This is a genomic window from Pseudomonas sp. CP-1 (assembly GCF_021213715.1).
In the GTDB taxonomy this organism is placed as follows: domain Bacteria; phylum Pseudomonadota; class Gammaproteobacteria; order Pseudomonadales; family Pseudomonadaceae; genus Pseudomonas; species Pseudomonas aeruginosa.
The window spans coordinates 308,849-325,932 of the sequence record NZ_JAJQKY010000005.1 but is presented as its reverse complement, the minus strand read 5'-3'; the positions used below and the strand labels follow the sequence as shown (position 1 = coordinate 325,932).

Below are 17,084 nucleotides of genomic sequence, written 5' to 3'. Positions count from 1 at the left end.
ACGGTTCGGGACTGCCGGCGCTCACGCCGCCGGCAGAGGGTCGAGCGCCCTCACATGCTCGACCTGCCAGCCCAGCGGAACCACATCACCGACGCTCAGCGTCGGGTCCAGCTCGGCGATCGGCTGCTTGACGAAGAAGTCGTCGCGGCCGCAGACCTCCAGGCGCACACGCACGTGGTCGCCCAGGTAGACGAACTCGGCCACGCGGCCGGAGAAACGGTTGACGCAAGACTCGCTGGCACCGTTCAGGCGCACCCGCTCGGGGCGGATCGACAAGGTTACCGGCTCGCCCGGCTGGCCGACGTTGACCGCCAGCGCCTCGACCTTCTCGCCGCGCGGCAGTCCGACCACGCAGCGCTCGCCGTCGCAACTGAGAAGCTGCCCGGATAGACGGTTGTTCTCACCGATGAAGTTGGCCACGAAGGTGTTGCGCGGCTGCTCGTAGAGATTGCGCGGCGGCTCGATCTGCTGGATTTCGCCCTGGTGGAACACCGCCACCCGGTCGGACATGGTCAGCGCCTCGCCCTGGTCGTGGGTGACGTAGACCACGGTGACGCCGAGGCGCTGGTGCAGATGCTTGATTTCCATCTGCATGTGCTCGCGAAGTTGCTTGTCCAGCGCTCCCAGGGGCTCGTCCATCAGCACCAGTTGCGGCTCGAAGACCAGCGCGCGGGCCAGCGCCACGCGCTGCTGCTGGCCACCGGAAAGTTGCGCCGGATAACGCCCGGCGAAGGCGTCGAGCTGGACCATCGACAACGCGCGCTTGACCCTTTCCTTCACGTCGGTCTTGCTCATGCCACGGACGCTGAGGGGAAAGGCCAGGTTCTCGGCCACGGTCATGTGCGGGAACAGCGCATAGTTCTGGAACACCATGCCGATGTCGCGCTTGTGCGGAGGGACATTGTTGATCGAGCGACCGGCCAGGAGGATTTCGCCGGCGGTAGGGGTTTCGAAACCGGCCAGCATCATCAGGCTGGTGGTCTTGCCGGACCCGGAGGGGCCGAGCAGGGTGAGGAATTCGCCCTTGCGAATGTCCAGGTTGAGATCCTTCACGATGAGGGTCTCGCCGTCGTAGCTCTTCTGCACGCCACGGAAGCTGACCAGTACATCGCCGCCTTGAGTCTCGGCCATAACCGCACCTTTGTTCGTTTTATGGATGCTGTGCGAACAGCCTAGAGAACCCGGCGCAGGACGCAAATCGGCCGGCAAGAGAGTTTTCTATCAGGGGAAAGGAAAGCTCTTTGTAGGAATCGCCCTACAAAAAAGATGCACCCCGGAATGGGCCGAACCACTCTGGGAAGGGGCTTTCGAGAAGGGCAAAGGTTTGCGCGCCAGCGCTCTTCGGCTGGCGCGCAACGGCGTCCTCAGCGCTTGGCCCAGTTCTGGAAACGCTGCTCCAGGGCCTCGCCGTGCTCCGCCCAGAAGGCCACGTTCATACCCACCGCGTTCTGCATGTTCTGCGGTGCGGTCGGCAGGTTGGCAGCCACTTGCGGATCGAGCAGGCCTACCGCCTTGCGGTTGGCCGGGCCGTAGGCGATGTTCTCGGCGAAAGCCTTCTGCTGCTCCGGCTGGCTGGCGAAACGGATGAACTCCTCGGCCAACTGCTTCTTCCAAACCCCGACCGGCAGCGCCCAGAAGTCGAAATCGTAGACGCCGCCGCTCCAGACCATTGCCAGGGGCTGCTTCTCGGCCTGCGCCGCGGCGATCCGCCCGTTGTAGGCCGAACTCATCACCACCGTGCCATCGGCCAGGTCGCGCACAGGGTCCTGCCCGGACTTCCACCAATGGATATAGGGCTTCAGCTCGTCGAGCTTGCGGAATGCCCGCTCGACGCCGGCGGGCGTCGCCAGCGTCTGGTAGACGTCCTTCGGCGCCACGCCATCGGCCATCAGGGCGAACTCCAGGCTGTACTTGGCGCCCCAGCGCAGGCCGCGCTTGCCGGGAAACTTCTTCACGTCCCAGAAATCCGCCCAGCCCTGCGGGCTGCCCGCAACCTTGCCGGGGTTGTAGGCAAGCAGCGTGGTCCAGACGAAGATGCCGACTCCGCAGGGCTGCACCGCGCCGGGAACGAAATCCGCGGGATCGCCGACCTTCGCCATGTCCAGCTTCTCGAACAGACCTTCCTCGCAACCGCGCGCCAGCTCCGGCGCCTCGACTTCCACCACGTCCCAGGAGACGTGGCTGATCTCCACCATGCGCTTGAGCTTGGCCAGGTCGCCATTGTAGGAGCCATGCACCACGCGATTGCCGGTGGCGCTCTTGAAGGGTTTGTAGAACGCGGTTTCCTGGGCTTCCTTGTTGGCGCCGCCGAAGGAAATCACGGTCACGTATTCCGCCCAGGCGGGCGCGGTAACTCCGAGAAGGGCGCACAACAGGCCCGTCCTCATGGCTGGCAACATCGTTTCTTCTCCTTATCGTGTTGGCCGGCAAGCATCATTCCCTGCCGCGCGGAAGCCAGGTAGACAGCAGATCGCGAAAACCGGACCTGGCGCACAAGCCGCGAGCAAAACCTGGGCGAACGCCCCTGTCAGAGCAGGCGGTGCTCCATCGCGTAGCGCACCAGGTCGGCTACCGAATGCGCGTTGAGCTTCTGCATCAGGCGTGCCTTGTGGGTACTGATGGTTTTGTTGCTGACCGCCAGTTGCTGGGCGATCTCGTTGACGTTGGCGCCCTGCACCAGCCGCTCGAACACCGAGAACTCGCGCTCGGAGAGCAGCGCATGGGGCGGACGCGAATCGGTCAGGCCGACCTCGAAGACCATCCGATCGGCAAGGTCCGGGTCGATGTAGCGTCCGCCGCCGGCGACCCTGCGGATCGCGGTGAGCAGCAATGCCGGATCGCTGTCCTTGGTGGCATAGCCGGCAGCACCTATCTTCAGGGCGCGGGCGGCCATCTGCGCCTCGTCGTGCATCGACAGCACCAGGATCGCCGGCGGCTCGTTCAGCGCGCGAATCCGCGGAATCGCCTCGAGGCCATTGACGCCGGGCATGGAGATATCCAGCAGGACCACCTCGCAAGGCGTTCCGCGCAGGGTTTCCAGCAACTGCTCGCCATTGGTGGCCTCGCCGACCACCTGCAGGTCCTTGGCCATGCCAATCAGTTGCTTGATGCCTTCCCTGACGATCGTGTGGTCTTCAGCGACCAGGACTCGGATCACCACTCTTTGCTGCCTCACGCTGCTCCGCCTTGCCGGCGGTTGTTCTTGTCACGGGCCCGCGACGCCCAGCGGAATCCTCACGCTGAGCGTGGTGCCCTCGCCGGGGGCACTGTCGATGTCCAGCGTACCGCCCATCATCAGCACCCGCTCGCGCATGCCGACCAGGCCGAAGGAACTGCCACGCCCCACCGTGGCAACATCGAACCCGCGACCGTCGTCGCTGACGCTCAGGCACAGCTCGTCACCCTCGCGCAGCAGACGCAGTTGCACAGTATGCGCCTCGGCATGCCGCATGACATTGGTCAACGCCTCCTGGAGGATGCGGAACAGGCCGATAGCCTTGGCGTCGACCAACTGCGGCGAGTTCTCCGGCACCTCCACCAGGCAGGGAATCTGCGTGCGCGCCTCGAAGCGCCGCGCCTGCCACTCCACCGCCGAGCCGATTCCGGCGTCGAGGATCGGCGGGCGCAGTGCGGTGGCCACGTCGCGCACCAGCTGGAACAACTGAGCGATCAGCTTTTTCATGTTGCCCAGGCGTTCGCGCAGGCCCTCCTGGGCATCGGCATAGGCCAGCTCGCACATCGAGGTTTCCAGCTTCAGCACCGTCAGCACCTGGCCCAGCTCATCATGGACCTCGCGGGCGATACGCGCCTTCTCCTCCTCCCGCACCGACTCCAGGTGCGCCGACAGCTCGCGGAGCTGGGCGCGCGACTCGCCGAGTTCGAGTTCGATCTGCTTGTTCGCGGTGATGTCCCAGACCACCCCGTCCCAGACCGCACGACCATCCTCGAAACAGCGCGCCGAAGCCTTGATGTCGGCCCAGCGCAATTCGCCCTGGCGAGTGAGGATGCGGCCCTGCCAATGCCAGTCGCGATTCTCGTCGAGGGCAGTCATCTGGCTCGACCAGTAGCGCTCGCGGTCGTCGGGATGGACCAGGCCACGAATGCCGCGGCCGCTTTCGATCAGTTCGCGAGCGCTGTAGCCGACCAGCGCCTCGCTGCCCTCGCTGATATAGGCGAAGTCGGAAAACGCGCCGGCCCGCGGCCGCTCCAGGCGGAAGACCATGCCCGGCACGTTGGAGGCGATGCCCTTCATCCGCGCCTCGCTTTCCTGCAATGCCTCGCGGGCACGGCGGCGCTCGGTGACGTCGCTGAGGAACACCACCAGATACTCGGACGTGCCGAAGCGCAGGAAGCTAAGCGAGACGTCGGCCGGCAGCCAACTGCCGTCGGCGCGCAGGCAGCGGGTCTCGAAGCTGAGCGGGCCCTCCTCGCTATTGCGCGCACGACGCCAAAGATTCAACCAGCGGTCCATGTCCAGGCCGGGCTCGAAGTCGGCCAGCGGACGGTCCACGAGTTGGCCGTCGGCATGGCCGAGCATCTGTTCGGCGGCGCGGTTGGCGTAGCGTACGCGGCTGTCCCAGTTGACCCAGAGGATGCCCAGGGTGCTGTTGTCGATGGAGAACTGGGTCAGGCGCAGCGCCTCCTCGGCCGCCTGGCGCAGCTCCAGGTCGCGGCGGGCGCCGTACAGCCGGGCTTCCAGCGCATGCTGCTGGCGCCGCTGGAGGAACACCGCAGCCAGCGCGCCGGCCAGCAGCAGGCCGAGGAGGATCGACAGGTTCTGCCAGAACCCCGGCGACTCGCCGAGGCGCGGATACTTGGGTTGCAACCAGCGCTCGTGCAACTGGTCCAGGGACTTGCGCGGCAGCGAGCGCAACGCCTGGTCGACCACCATCGCCAGTTCCGGCCAGTCGCGACGGGTCGCCACCCGTAGCAGCTGCGGGTAGCCGATATCGCCAACCACCGCTAGCTCGGCGAACTCCGGTTCGCGGGTCAGGCGACTGAGTTGCGCTTCGTCGATCACCGCGTAGCGTGCCTGTCCGGCGAGCACGGCGCGCAGCACCTCGCGTTCGGAATCGGCCGACACCCATTGCAGGCTGCTATAGGTGCTGCTGAGGTAGTCGGCTACCGAACTGCCGGCACGCACGGCAACCCGGGTATCGCGCTCCAGTTGCTCCAATTCGACGCTGCCGCTGCCATCGCGCTTCCCCACCACCAGCCGGGAAACCCGCAGGTAGGGATCGGAGAACAGCCACAAGCGCAGCCCGGCTGGGGTCTGGCTGAGGCCGGGAGCGATATCCACGCGCCCAGCGCGCAGGGCATCGTCGAGCGCCGCCTGGTCGGGATAGCCCTGCCACCGCAAGGTCACCTGCATTGCCGTGGCCAGCCAGCCCATCAGCTCCACGTTGGCCCCGGAATACTGTTGCAGGCGGCGGTCGTATTGGGCATAGGGCGCTTCGGTGACCACCCCGACGCGCAATTCCCGATGCTCCGCCAGCCAGGTCCGTAGTTCCGCCGTCAGCGGCAAGGCGACCGACTCCTCCGCTCGCACGGGCAGGCTCAACAGCAGACAGAAGAAGAGCAGACAGCAACGACGCAACATGCCGGCGACACTCCACGGAATACACCGCAACGGAAGGAAAAGCGGGCATACCTTACCGCGAGCGCGACCGGCGAACCATGCGAAGGCTCGGCCTGACAAAGAAGTGCTCTGGGTTTAGGCTGCCTTCTGGATTGTCTATCGGGAATTTCCAATGCCGGCCTTCTCTCTACTGCCGAAGCCCTCCGCCCTGCTGCCGCTGCTATTGGCCGCCGCTTTCCTGCCGCCGGCTTTCGTTCAAGCCGAAGAGGAGGCCGCCAAGGACCAGCCGCCGGCCCCCGTGGAACGCCCGGCGGTCAGCGAGCGCAGCCAGGACGAGGCCAAGGGGCTGGAGCGCCAGTTGCCGGAGGACGGCCAGCAGATCCTCAAGGCCGGCGACGAAAGCTTCCTCACCCTCTGGTTGCCAGCCAACACCGCCGAGGCCGAAGGTGTAGTGATCCTGGTTCCCGGTGATGGCGAAAGTCCGGACTGGCCGCAAGCCATCGGCCCGCTAAGGCGCAAACTGCCGGATGCCGGCTGGCAGACCCTGAGCCTGGCCCTGCCCGACCCGCAGAGCACCGCGCCGGTTACCCGCCCTGCGGAATCCGCCGCCAGCGCCAGCGCCGACAAGGACGCCAGCGCCGCGGACAGCGCAAGCAAGCCTGACGTGAAAGGCGAAAGCGGCAACGCGCCGGCGCCGGAAAGCACCGCCGAAGCCGGCAGCGGCGAACCGGCGCAGAGCGAGGACCAGGCCCCTCCCCCAGCCATCGATCCGGTCGAGCAGCGCAAGGCGCACGCCGAACGGGTCATGGCGCGCCTGCAGGCGAGCATCGACCTGGCCCTGCAGCACGAACCGAAAAGCGTCGTCCTGCTCGGTCATGGCACGGGCGCCTATTGGGCGGCACGCTACCTGGCGGAGAAGGAGCCTGCGGAAATCCACAACCTGCTGCTGGTTGCCGCGGAGATACCGCGCGATTTTCGCCCGGCGCTGGAAGATATGGTGCCGAAGCTGAAACTGGCGACCGGCGACTTCTATTACCGCGACGCCCGCGCCGACCGCGAGGCGGCCAGGCTGCGCATGCAGGCCGGCAAGCGGCAGAAACACCCGGCCTACGTACAAATCGCGATGCAGGCGCTACCGGCCGACCCCAAGGCGGAGCAGGAGCAACTGTACCGACGAATCCGCGGCTGGCTCAGCCTTCACCTGCAGGCCGATGCGCAGAAACCTGCGGAGTGATCAGCGGAACCCCTCACGCTCTCGGACCAGGGCGTAGGCCGCCTGCAATTCACGGGTTTTCTCGGTAGCCGCACGCACGCGCTCGACGCTGGCGCCGGCTCCCGCCAGTTTGTCCGGATGGTGCTGGCTGATCAGCTTGCGATAGGCGCGTTTGATCAGCGCCGGCTCGCTTCCGGCCTCCACGCCGAGCAGCAGCAGGGCCTCACGGTAGCTATCCCGGGCGACAGCGCGCGTCCGCTTCGGCATGACCCGCGCCGACAAGCGTTCCGTTCGCTCCGCCGACCAACCCAGCCAGCGCCCCCATTGCAACACCAGTTGTCGCGCCGACTGGCTGAGCACGCCGCCAGCCCAGGCCATCCGCCAGCAGGCGAGCAATACTGCCTCCGCACGTTCGCCTTTCAGACGCGCGACCTCCTCCTGCAGATGGGCGATGCCGGCCTTGCCCTTGCCGAAGGACGCGATGGCACGCCGCTGGGCTCGCCTATCGAGCTTGCGCAACGCCATCTCCTCGCGCGCCTGGCGGATATGCATTTCCTCCACCCGCCCGCCGCTCTTGGCCAGATAGCCGAGCAACTGGAACAGCAGGTCGTCCTCATCGTTCACCGCCCGCCCGCGCAAGCGCGCCAGCAGGCCGCGCCAGGACTCCAGGCGTAACCTGCGGTCCAGCAGTTGCCCCAGCAGGCCGCCGAGCAGGGCGCCGGGGATGCTGGCCAGGGCCCAGCCGGCTCCGGCTCCGATCAGCGTAGCGGGCCAAAGCATCTCAGGCGTGCTCCGCCAGCAATCGCTCGACTTCCGCCAGGCGCTCGTGGGTACCGACGTCGACCCAGTGCCCACGATAATGTTCGCCGCTGACCCGCCCCGCGGCGATGGCCTTGCGCAATAGCGGCGCCAGCTTGAAGGCGCCCGGCTGGCAGCCCTCGAACAGCGCGGGATGCAGTACGGCGATCCCGCTGTAGGTCAGGTTGCCGCCCGCTTCGCGGGTCTCGCCCACCCGTCCGCCGGCATCCAGGTGGAAATCGCCGGCGGGATGGTGCGCCGGGTTGTCGACCAGCACCAGATGCGCCAGGTCGCCGTCGGCAAGATGCAGCCGAGAGTAGTCGAAGTCGCTCCAGACATCGCCGTTGAGCAACAGGAACGGCTGCTCGCCGAGCAACGGCAGGGCGCGGAAGATTCCACCGCCGGTTTCCAGCGGTTCTCCCTCGGGTGAATAGGCGATCCGCCCGCCCAGGCGCGAGCCGTCGCCGAGATAGGCCTCGATCTGCTCGCCAAGCCAGGCATGGTTGATCACCCAGTCGTCGACTCCGGCCTGGCGCAGCGCCAGCAACTGACGCTCGATCAATGGCACGCCGGCGGCCTCGATCAGCGGCTTGGGCGTGTGCAGGGTGGTCGGCCGCATGCGCTCGCCACGGCCGGCGGCGAGGATCATCGCCTTCATGCCTCGGCTCCCTGCGGCAGCGAGGCCAGCAGCTCGCCCAGTTCGGCCAGCTCGGGACGGCGCGCCACGGCGGTTTCCAGATAACGGAAGAAGCGTGGCACGTCACCCAGGTAGCGCGGCTTGCCGTCGCGGTGACAAATACGGGCGAAGATGCCAATCACCTTCAGGTGGCGCTGCACGCCCATCAGGTCGCTAGCGCGGAGGAAGTCCTCGAAGCTTGGCGGCAGCGGGATGCCGGCCCAGGTCGCCTTCTTCCAGTAACGACTCAGCGCGGCATGCACGCGCGGCTCCGGCCAACTGACGAAGGCATCCTTGTACAGGCAGGTGACATCATAGGTGACCGGGCCGTGCAGGGCGTCCTGGAAATCGAGGACACCCGGGTTCGGCTCGCTGAGCATCAGGTTGCGCGGCATATAGTCGCGATGGACGAACACCCGCGGTTGCTCCAGCGCGCTGCGTACCAGCAGGTCGCAGATCCGCTGCCAGCGGGCCAGCGTCTCGCCCTCCAGCTCCACGCCGAGGTGGCGGGCCAGGTACCAGTCGGGGAACAGCTGCAGCTCGCGGCGCAGCACCGCTTCGTCGTAGGCAGGCAGGACACCGGCGACATCGACCTTCTGGAAGGCGATCAGCGCATCCAGGGCCGGTTCGAACAGCTCGTCGGCATTTCCGGGATGAAGCACGTCGAGGTAGGTCTGCCGGCCCAGGTCACTGAGCAGCAGGAAACCGTTCTCCAGATCCTGGGCGAGAATCCTCGGCACATGCACGCCGGCTCCGGCGAGCAGTCCGGCGACCTTGACGAACGGTCGGCAGTCTTCCTGGGGCGGCGGCGCGTCCATCACCACCAGGCTGCGGTCCCCTCCCTGCCAGCGGAAATAACGACGGAAGCTGGCGTCGCTACTGGCCGGGATCAGTTCGGCGGGAGGCACTTCCCCCCAACCTTCGGCAACGAACAACTCGGGCAAACAAGAGTCCAACCAGCGATTCAGCTGCTGGAAACGGGCATCATCAGACATTTACGGGGTTCTCCACGGCCCTAGCCGTTGCGCAGGTCATGCTTTATTATCCAGCATCTTTTTCAGCCCATCGAGAGGCGTGCGGCCCACCGGGCCGATGGCGCGCAGGAAGCCCGGATTAACAAGATGGCAGTGAAATCCCTCGTGTTTCGAAGAAAGTTTCCCCTGCTGGTCACCGGCAGCCTGCTGGCTCTGCAGCCGGTCGCAGCATTGACTGTACAGGCCGCCGATCAGTTCGACTGCAAGGTATCGGCCACCGGCGGCTGGGATTGCTCCCCGCTGCAGAACGCCAATGCCAACCTGCCACCGCGCCCGGCGCATACCGCGACCTCGGTCAGCACCGCCGCGGCGGGCACCAGTGTATCCGGCAGCGGAGGCGAAACCGTCGAGGCAGAGCCGACCCAGCGCCTGGTCACCGAGTCCGGCGGTCGCGCGCTGAAATCCCGCAGTGCGGACTACTCGCACCTCGACTGGATTCCTCGGGAAAAACTGACCGCCGCCCAGTTGGCGGAAATCGGCCCCTATTGCGGCGGCTCCTACATCGAGCCGGTGCGTCCGGGCATGGATGACGGCGCGCCCAGCGACGAGAGCCCGACCTACGTATCCGCCAAGGCTTCGCGCTACGAGCAGGAAAAACAGATCGCCACCCTCGCCGGTGACGTGGTCCTGCGCCAGGGCAGCATGCAGGTGGAAGGCGACGAGGCCAACCTGCACCAGCTGGAAAACCGCGGCGAACTGGTCGGCAACGTCAAGCTGCGCGACAAGGGCATGCTGGTGGTCGGTGACCACGCCCAGGTCCAGCTGGACAACGGCGAGGCCCAGGTCGACAACGCCGAGTACGTGATCCACAAGGCCCATGCCCGCGGCAGCGCGCTCTACGCCAAGCGCAGCGAGAACGCCATCATCATGCTCAAGGATGGCACCTACACCCGCTGCGAACCGAGCAGCAACGCCTGGACCCTGAAGGGCAACAACGTCAAGCTGAACCCGGCCACCGGCTTCGGCACCGCGACCAACGCGACCCTGCGGGTCAAAGATTTCCCGGTGTTCTACACCCCGTACATCTATTTCCCGATCGACGACCGCCGCCAGTCCGGCTTCCTGCCGCCGAGCTTCAGCAGCACCAGCGACACCGGCTTCACCCTGGTCACCCCGTACTACTTCAACCTGGCGCCGAACTACGACGCCACGTTGTACCCGCGCTACATGGCCAAGCGCGGCATGATGCTGGAAGGCGAGTTCCGCTACCTGACCCACAGCAGCGAAGGGATGGTGACGGCCGCCTACCTGAACGACAAGGACGACCACCGCGAGAACTTCCCGGACTACAGCAAGGACCGCTGGCTGTACGGCCTCAAGAACACCACCGGCCTCGATTCGCGCTGGCTGGCCGAGGTCGACTACACGCGGATCAGCGATCCCTACTACTTCCAGGATCTGGATACTGACCTGGGTGTAGGCAGTACCACCTATGTCAATCAGCGCGGCAGCGTGACCTACCGGGGCGATACCTTTACCGGTCGCCTGAACCTGCAAGGTTATCAACTGGCGACCACCACCGACGTGACGCCTTACAACCGTCTGCCGCAGGTCACCTTCGACGGTTTCTTGCCATACAATCCGGGCGGCCTGAAATTCGACTACAAAACCGAATTCGTCCGCTTCGACAGAGACCTCGATGACGGATACTACATCGCGGACGAGAACGACCCTATCGGTTCCCGAGTACCCCGTGTCGACAACAACCTGAAGGGTCTGGCCCGGGCCAATGGCGACCGGGCACACCTGGAACCCGGCATGAGTCTGCCGATGACCCGGAGTTGGGGTTATCTGACCCCGACCCTGAAGTTCCTCTATACGAAGTACGATCTGGATCTGGACAGCCAGGGCAAGCAAACCCTTACTGCATATGACGAAACATTCGATAGCAGTCAGGATCGCTCGCTTCCGTTGGTCAAGGTTGATAGTGGCCTGTATTTTGACCGTGATATGACCTTTGCCGGCACGCAGTTTCGGCAAACCCTGGAACCAAGAGCGATGTATTTGTACGTTCCGTACAAGGACCAGGACAATATTCCAGTATTCGACACCAGCGAACCGTCGTTCAGCTATGACTCCCTCTGGCGAGAGAATCGGTTCTCCGGCCGTGACCGTATCGGAGACGCCAACCAATTGTCGCTCGGCGTGACTACCCGCTTCATCGAACCCAATGGATTCGAGCGCGCCAGCTTAAGTGCTGGACAGATTTACTACTTCCGTGATCGTCGTGTACAACTGCCCGGCCTGACCGAAAAAGATCTGGATCGTCTGCGTGCGACCAATCCTGACCTGAAAGATCCGGATACCGATAGCTGGCGTTCTCCATATGCACTGATGGGGCAATACCGCTTCAACCGCGACTGGAGGGTCAGCTCCGACTTCAACTGGAACCCCAACACCAGCCGTACCCAATCCGGCAGCGCCATATTCCACTATCAGCCAGAAGACAACCCAAACAAGGTGGTCAATGCTGGCTATCGCTACCGCGAAGATGCTCGCCGCTTCAACAGCTCCACGGGACGGTTCATGTACGGCCGCGAAGACGACATCATCAAACAGCACGACTTCTCGGTCATCTGGCCGATGGTGCCGCAGTGGTCCGTGCTCGCCCGCTGGCAGTACGACTACAACAAGAACCGCACCCTAGAGGCCTTCGGTGGCTTCGAATACGACAGCTGCTGCTGGAAGCTGCGTCTGATCAACCGTTATTGGCTTGATGTGGACGACGATGCCTTCCTTACGCAGAACGCAAAGGCCGACCGCGGCGTCTTCCTGCAGATCGTCCTGAAGGGCCTCGGCGGCATCGTAGGCAACAAGACGGAAATGTTCCTCGACAAAGGCATCCAAGGTTATCGTCAACGTGAAGATCAAGCTATGTAACCGGCTGCGCCCCCTTGCATTGGGCGCAGCACTCCTTTGCTCCTTCGCGCATGCCGAAGTGGTACCACTGGACCGGGTCGTCGCCATCGTCGACAACGATGTGATCATGCAGAGCCAGCTCGACCAGCGCCTGCGTGAAGTGCACCAGACGCTGCTCAAGCGCGGTGCGCCGCTGCCGCCCGAGCACGTGCTGACCCAGCAGGTGCTGGAACGCCTGATCATCGAGAACATCCAGCAGCAGATCGGCGACCGCTCCGGCATCCGCATCTCCGACGAGGAGCTGAACCAGGCGATGGGCACCATCGCCCAGCGCAACGGCATGAGCCTGGAGCAGTTCCAGGCCGCCCTCACCCGAGACGGCCTGTCCTACGCCGACGCACGCGAGCAGGTCCGTCGCGAGATGGTGATCAGCCGTGTGCGCCAGCGCCGGGTCGCCGAGCGCATCCAGGTCAGCGAGCAGGAGGTGAAGAACTTCCTTGCCTCGGACATGGGCAAGATCCAGCTTTCCGAAGAGTACCGCCTGGCCAATATCCTGATCCCGGTGCCGGAAGCCGCGTCCTCGGACGTGATCCAGGCCGCCGCAAGGCAGGCCCAGGAGCTTTACCAGCAGCTCAAGCAGGGCGCCGACTTCGGCCAACTGGCGATTTCCCGCTCGGCCGGCGATAACGCCCTGGAAGGCGGCGAGATCGGCTGGCGCAAGGCCGCCCAGTTGCCGCAGCCGTTCGACAGCATGATCGGCTCCCTGGCCGTCGGCGACGTCACCGAGCCTGTCCGCACCCCCGGCGGCTTCATCATCCTCAAGCTGGAAGAGAAGCGCGGCGGCAGCAAGATGGTCCGTGACGAAGTGCATGTCCGCCATATCCTGCTCAAGCCCAGCGAAATCCGCAGCGAAGCGGAGACCGAGAAGCTGGCGCAGAAGCTGTACGAGCGCATCCAGTCCGGGGAGGACTTCGGCGAACTGGCGAAGAGCTTCTCCGAAGATCCGGGTTCCGCCCTCAACGGCGGCGACCTGAACTGGATCGACCCGGAAGCCCTGGTGCCCGAGTTCCGCCAGGTGATGAACGATACCCCGCAGGGCGAGCTGTCCAAGCCGTTCCGCTCGCAGTTCGGCTGGCACATCCTGCAGGTCCTCGGCCGTCGCGCCACCGACAGCAGCGAGAAGTTCCGCGAGCAGCAGGCGGTAAGCGTACTGCGCAACCGCAAGTACGACGAGGAACTGCAAGCCTGGCTGCGGCAGATCCGCGACGAGGCCTACGTGGAAATCAAGCAGTGAGCCTGCGCTTCGCGCTCACTCCCGGCGAGCCGGCAGGTATCGGACCCGATCTGTGCCTGCTGCTCGCCCGCTCCGCCCAGCCCCACCCCCTGATCGCCATCGCCAGCCGCACGCTCCTGCAAGAGCGCGCCGGCCAACTGGGCCTGGCGATCGACCTTAAGGACGTTTCCCCGGCCGCCTGGCCAGAGCGACCGGCCAAGGCCGGCCAACTGTACGTATGGGATACGCCCCTGGCCGCCCCGGTCCGGCCCGGGCAATTGGACCGCGCCAACGCCGCCTACGTCCTGGAAACCCTGACCCGCGCCGGCCAGGGCTGCCTCGACGGGCACTTCGCCGGGATGATCACCGCACCGGTGCACAAGGGCGTGATCAACGAAGCCGGCATCCCCTTTTCCGGCCATACCGAATTCCTCGCCGACCTCACCCACACCGCCCAGGTGGTGATGATGCTGGCCACTCGTGGCCTGCGCGTTGCCCTGGCGACCACCCACCTGCCGCTGCGCGAGGTCGCTGACGCCATTAGCGACGAGCGCCTGTCCCGGGTCGCGCGCATCCTCCACGCCGACCTGCGCGACAAGTTCGGCATCGCCCATCCGCGCATCCTGGTCTGCGGACTCAACCCGCACGCCGGCGAAGGCGGTCACCTGGGCCGGGAAGAGATCGAGGTGATCGAACCCTGCCTCGAGCGCCTGCGTGGCGAAGGCCTCGACCTGATCGGCCCGCTGCCGGCCGACACCCTCTTCACTCCCAAGCACCTGGAGCATTGCGACGCGGTGCTGGCGATGTACCACGACCAGGGCCTCCCCGTGCTCAAGTACAAGGGCTTCGGTGCCGCCGTGAACGTGACCCTCGGCCTGCCGATCATCCGCACCTCTGTCGACCACGGTACCGCCCTCGACCTGGCCGGCAGCGGCCGCATCGATAGCGGCAGCCTGCAGGTCGCCCTGGAAACCGCCTACCAGATGGCGGCCAGCCGCTGCTGACGGCGGTCGGCCATCGTTTAGCCCTGCCGGCCCGACGCTTCGCTGTTAAAATGGCGCCCTTTCGCATCCGCGCCTCCCGCCTTGACCTGGGGCCCGCAGCCTGGAACCGTTTCCAATGTCCGAGCTTTACCAACACCGCGCGCGCAAGCGCTTCGGCCAGAACTTCCTGCACGATGCCGGGGTGATTCACCGCATCCTCCGTGCCATCCATGCCCGCGAGGGTCAGCGCCTGCTGGAGATCGGCCCGGGCCAGGGCGCACTGACCGAGGGACTGCTGGGCAGCGGCGCACGCCTGGACGTGATCGAGCTCGACCAGGACCTGATCCCCCTGTTGAAGCTGAAATTCGGCCTCGAGTCGCGCTTCAGCCTGCACCAGGGCGACGCCCTCAAGTTCGATTTCGCCTCGCTGGTGGAGAGCGGCGAGAAGCTGCGAGTGGTCGGCAACCTGCCCTACAACATCTCCACGCCACTGATCTTCCATCTGCTGGAGCACGCGCCGGTGATCGAGGACATGCACTTCATGCTGCAGAAGGAAGTGGTCGAGCGCCTGGCGGCTACGCCGGGCGGCGGGGACTGGGGCCGGCTCTCGATCATGGTCCAGTATCACTGTCGGGTGGAGCACCTGTTCAACGTCGGCCCCGGCGCGTTCAACCCGCCGCCCAAGGTCGACTCGGCCATCGTCCGCCTCACCCCCTTCGCCGAGCCGCCCCATCCGGCACGCGACCCGAAACTGCTCGAACGGGTGGTCCGCGAGGCCTTCAACCAGCGCCGCAAGACCCTGCGCAACACCCTCAAGCCTCTCCTGAGCGTCGAGGACATCGAGGCCGCAGAGGTCGATCCGACCCTTCGTCCCGAACAACTCGACCTGGCCGCATTCGTCCGCCTGGCCAACCGGCTGGCCGAGCTGCCAGGCAATCGTTAGTCTGGTGAGACACTCGTCAGGAATCAGGCAAGCCGTATGAGCGATACCCAGCACCAGGTCAACGTCAGGGTCGACACCCGCTACCTTCCGGAACAGTCCGCCCCGGAGCAGAACCGTTTCGCCTTCGCCTACACGGTGACCATCGAGAACCAGGGCGAGGTTCCGGCCCAACTGCTGTCGCGCCACTGGATCATCACCGACGGCGACGGCCGCACCCAGGAAGTTCGCGGCGCCGGCGTGGTCGGCGAGCAACCGCTGATCGCCCCCGGCGCGCAACACACCTACACCAGCGGCACGGTGCTGGCGACCCGGGTCGGCAGCATGCGCGGCAGCTATCAGATGCTCGGCAGCGACGGAATCGCCTTCGACGCCGCGATCCCGGTGTTCCGCCTGGCCGTACCGGGAGCGCTGCACTGATGGCGGTCTACGCGGTAGGCGACCTGCAGGGTTGCCTGGATCCCCTGAAATGCCTGCTGGAGCGCGTCGCCTTCGACCCGGCCAAGGACCGCCTGTGGCTGGTCGGCGACCTGGTCAACCGCGGCCCGCAGTCCCTGGAGACGCTGCGCTTCCTCTATGCCATGCGCGAGTCGGTGGTCAGCGTCCTGGGCAACCACGACCTGCACCTGCTGGCGGTGGCGCACAAGTCCGAGCGCCTGAAGAAGTCCGACACGCTGCGGGAAATCCTCGAGGCGCCGGACCGCGAGCCACTGCTCGACTGGCTGCGTCGCCTGCCGCTGCTGCACTACGACGAACAACGCAAGGTCGCCCTGGTGCATGCCGGCATCCCCCCGCAGTGGAGCCTGGAAAAAGCCCGCCTGCGCGCAGCCGAGGTGGAGCAAGCATTGCGCGACGACCAGCGCCTGCCGCTGTTCCTCGACGGCATGTACGGCAACGAGCCGGCCAAGTGGGACAAGAAGCTGCATGGCATCGATCGCCTGAGGGTGATCACCAACTACTTCACCCGCATGCGTTTCTGCACCGAAGATGGCAAGCTCGACCTGAAGAGCAAGGAAGGCCTCGACACCGCGCCGCCCGGCTACGCCCCCTGGTTCAGCTTCCCTTCGCGCAAGACCCGCGGCGAGAAGATCATCTTCGGCCACTGGGCGGCCCTCGAAGGCCACTGCGACGAGCCCGGCCTGTTCGCCCTGGATACCGGCTGCGTCTGGGGCGCGCGGATGACCCTGTTGAACGTCGACAGCGGCGAACGCCTGAGCTGCGATTGCGCCGAACAGCGCGCGCTGGCCAGACCCGCCGCCACGCCCGCATGAATCCCCGGCGTCCGGTGGACGCCCTGTACACAGGTACCCCGACATGAGCGACACCTTCCAGCGCATCGCCCCCGAACAGGTCCGCCAGCTCCGCGAAAACGGCGCCCAGGTGGTCGACATCCGCGACCCGCAGAGCTTCGCTGTCGGCCATATCAGCGGCTCGCGGCACATCGACAACCACTCGGTGGCGGACTTCATCGCCGCCGCCGACCTCGACGCTCCGCTGGTGGTGGTCTGCTACCACGGCAACTCCAGCCAGAGCGCCGCCGCCTATTTCATCCAGCAGGGCTTCAGCGACGTCTACAGCCTCGACGGCGGCTTCGAGCTATGGCGCAGCGTCTATCCCGCGGATACCAGCAGCGGCGAAGCGGAGTAGGCCACGCCGCTACCCCGCCAAAAAAACTGTAACTTCTCTCGCCTTTCTTCCTTTACTCCGTCCAGAACGAACTATTCTTTTCC

At 65.6% G+C, this 17,084-nt stretch carries 15 protein-coding genes; 8 read left to right on the top strand and 7 right to left on the bottom strand.

Features of this window, described 5'->3' with window-relative positions; translation table 11 throughout:
• Positions 1-21 precede the first annotated feature (21 nt).
• From LT948_RS13300 to LT948_RS13285, 4 genes are all read right to left on the bottom strand, one after another.
• The gene (locus LT948_RS13300; RefSeq protein WP_003085109.1) at positions 22-1,131 is read right to left on the bottom strand and encodes an ABC transporter ATP-binding protein; all 1,110 of its coding nucleotides are present in this window, start codon (positions 1,129-1,131) and stop codon (positions 22-24) included.
• A 233-nt stretch (positions 1,132-1,364) separates the two neighbouring features.
• Positions 1,365-2,399, bottom strand: coding sequence for a polyamine ABC transporter substrate-binding protein (locus LT948_RS13295; RefSeq protein ID WP_023092355.1), 1,035 nt, complete (start codon positions 2,397-2,399; stop codon positions 1,365-1,367).
• Between the two features lie 128 nt (positions 2,400-2,527).
• Positions 2,528-3,160 (bottom strand): response regulator, encoded by a 633-nt coding sequence (locus tag LT948_RS13290; RefSeq protein ID WP_003085103.1) that lies wholly within the window; start codon positions 3,158-3,160, stop codon positions 2,528-2,530.
• 45 nt (positions 3,161-3,205) lie between these two features.
• Positions 3,206-5,599, bottom strand: coding sequence for a PAS domain-containing sensor histidine kinase (locus LT948_RS13285; protein ID WP_023092354.1), 2,394 nt, complete (start codon positions 5,597-5,599; stop codon positions 3,206-3,208).
• 151 nt (positions 5,600-5,750) lie between these two features.
• On the opposite strand from LT948_RS13285, the gene LT948_RS13280 reads away from it, so the two are divergent.
• Positions 5,751-6,812, top strand: coding sequence for an alpha/beta hydrolase family protein (locus LT948_RS13280; RefSeq protein WP_021263061.1), 1,062 nt, complete (start codon positions 5,751-5,753; stop codon positions 6,810-6,812).
• Here the strand turns inward: LT948_RS13280 and LT948_RS13275 are convergent, their stop codons facing one another.
• Genes LT948_RS13275 through LT948_RS13265 form a run of 3 tightly spaced genes read right to left on the bottom strand, consistent with a single transcriptional unit; the run spans position 6,813 to position 9,260 of the window.
• Positions 6,813-7,571, bottom strand: coding sequence for a DnaJ domain-containing protein (locus LT948_RS13275; protein WP_003085097.1), 759 nt, complete (start codon positions 7,569-7,571; stop codon positions 6,813-6,815).
• Position 7,572: 1 nt separating this feature from the next.
• A complete protein-coding gene (gene murU / locus LT948_RS13270; RefSeq protein ID WP_003085095.1) occupies positions 7,573-8,247 on the bottom strand; it encodes an N-acetylmuramate alpha-1-phosphate uridylyltransferase MurU in 675 nt (224 codons plus the stop codon).
• On the bottom strand, positions 8,244-9,260 hold the full coding sequence (locus tag LT948_RS13265; protein ID WP_003137370.1) for an aminoglycoside phosphotransferase family protein: 1,017 nt from the start codon (positions 9,258-9,260) through the stop codon (positions 8,244-8,246). Before LT948_RS13265 ends, murU begins: the two co-directional genes overlap by 4 nt.
• Before the next feature lie 126 nt (positions 9,261-9,386).
• On the opposite strand from LT948_RS13265, the gene lptD reads away from it, so the two are divergent.
• From lptD to glpE, 7 genes are all read left to right on the top strand, one after another.
• The gene (lptD, locus tag LT948_RS13260) at positions 9,387-12,179 is read left to right on the top strand and encodes an LPS-assembly protein LptD (RefSeq protein WP_023092353.1); all 2,793 of its coding nucleotides are present in this window, start codon (positions 9,387-9,389) and stop codon (positions 12,177-12,179) included.
• Positions 12,160-13,452 (top strand): peptidylprolyl isomerase, encoded by a 1,293-nt coding sequence (locus LT948_RS13255; protein ID WP_003109024.1) that lies wholly within the window; start codon positions 12,160-12,162, stop codon positions 13,450-13,452. The genes lptD and LT948_RS13255 overlap by 20 nt, the downstream gene beginning before the upstream one ends.
• Positions 13,449-14,435, top strand: a complete 987-nt coding sequence (gene pdxA, locus LT948_RS13250) for a 4-hydroxythreonine-4-phosphate dehydrogenase PdxA (protein WP_003123920.1) — start codon at positions 13,449-13,451, stop codon at positions 14,433-14,435. Before LT948_RS13255 ends, pdxA begins: the two co-directional genes overlap by 4 nt.
• 115 nt (positions 14,436-14,550) lie before the next feature.
• Positions 14,551-15,357, top strand: a complete 807-nt coding sequence (gene rsmA, locus LT948_RS13245) for a 16S rRNA (adenine(1518)-N(6)/adenine(1519)-N(6))-dimethyltransferase RsmA (RefSeq protein WP_003099569.1) — start codon at positions 14,551-14,553, stop codon at positions 15,355-15,357.
• 36 nt (positions 15,358-15,393) lie between these two features.
• Positions 15,394-15,774 carry a Co2+/Mg2+ efflux protein ApaG gene (gene apaG / locus LT948_RS13240; RefSeq protein WP_003085085.1) on the top strand — a complete coding sequence of 127 codons (381 nt, stop codon included), beginning with the start codon at positions 15,394-15,396 and terminating at the stop codon, positions 15,772-15,774.
• A complete protein-coding gene (locus tag LT948_RS13235) occupies positions 15,774-16,625 on the top strand; it encodes a symmetrical bis(5'-nucleosyl)-tetraphosphatase (protein ID WP_058150707.1) in 852 nt (283 codons plus the stop codon). Before apaG ends, LT948_RS13235 begins: the two co-directional genes overlap by 1 nt.
• A gap of 43 nt (positions 16,626-16,668) precedes the next feature.
• On the top strand, positions 16,669-17,001 hold the full coding sequence (gene glpE, locus LT948_RS13230; RefSeq protein WP_003085081.1) for a thiosulfate sulfurtransferase GlpE: 333 nt from the start codon (positions 16,669-16,671) through the stop codon (positions 16,999-17,001).
• Positions 17,002-17,084: the final 83 nt, after the last annotated feature.

What these genes read in the sequence shown, in the direction of transcription:
- LT948_RS13300 (WP_003085109.1), bottom strand. Translation starts at nt 1,131, where the DNA reads ATGGCCGAGACTCAAGGCGGCGATGTACTGGTCAGCTTCCGTGGCGTG.
- LT948_RS13295 (WP_023092355.1), bottom strand. Translation starts at nt 2,399, where the DNA reads ATGTTGCCAGCCATGAGGACGGGCCTGTTGTGCGCCCTTCTCGGAGTT.
- LT948_RS13285 (WP_023092354.1), bottom strand. Translation starts at nt 5,599, where the DNA reads ATGTTGCGTCGTTGCTGTCTGCTCTTCTTCTGTCTGCTGTTGAGCCTG.
- LT948_RS13280 (WP_021263061.1), top strand. Translation starts at nt 5,751, where the DNA reads ATGCCGGCCTTCTCTCTACTGCCGAAGCCCTCCGCCCTGCTGCCGCTG.
- LT948_RS13275 (WP_003085097.1), bottom strand. Translation starts at nt 7,571, where the DNA reads ATGCTTTGGCCCGCTACGCTGATCGGAGCCGGAGCCGGCTGGGCCCTG.
- murU (WP_003085095.1), bottom strand. Translation starts at nt 8,247, where the DNA reads ATGAAGGCGATGATCCTCGCCGCCGGCCGTGGCGAGCGCATGCGGCCG.
- LT948_RS13265 (WP_003137370.1), bottom strand. Translation starts at nt 9,260, where the DNA reads ATGTCTGATGATGCCCGTTTCCAGCAGCTGAATCGCTGGTTGGACTCT.
- lptD (WP_023092353.1), top strand. Translation starts at nt 9,387, where the DNA reads ATGGCAGTGAAATCCCTCGTGTTTCGAAGAAAGTTTCCCCTGCTGGTC.
- rsmA (WP_003099569.1), top strand. Translation starts at nt 14,551, where the DNA reads ATGTCCGAGCTTTACCAACACCGCGCGCGCAAGCGCTTCGGCCAGAAC.
- apaG (WP_003085085.1), top strand. Translation starts at nt 15,394, where the DNA reads ATGAGCGATACCCAGCACCAGGTCAACGTCAGGGTCGACACCCGCTAC.
- LT948_RS13235 (WP_058150707.1), top strand. Translation starts at nt 15,774, where the DNA reads ATGGCGGTCTACGCGGTAGGCGACCTGCAGGGTTGCCTGGATCCCCTG.
- glpE (WP_003085081.1), top strand. Translation starts at nt 16,669, where the DNA reads ATGAGCGACACCTTCCAGCGCATCGCCCCCGAACAGGTCCGCCAGCTC.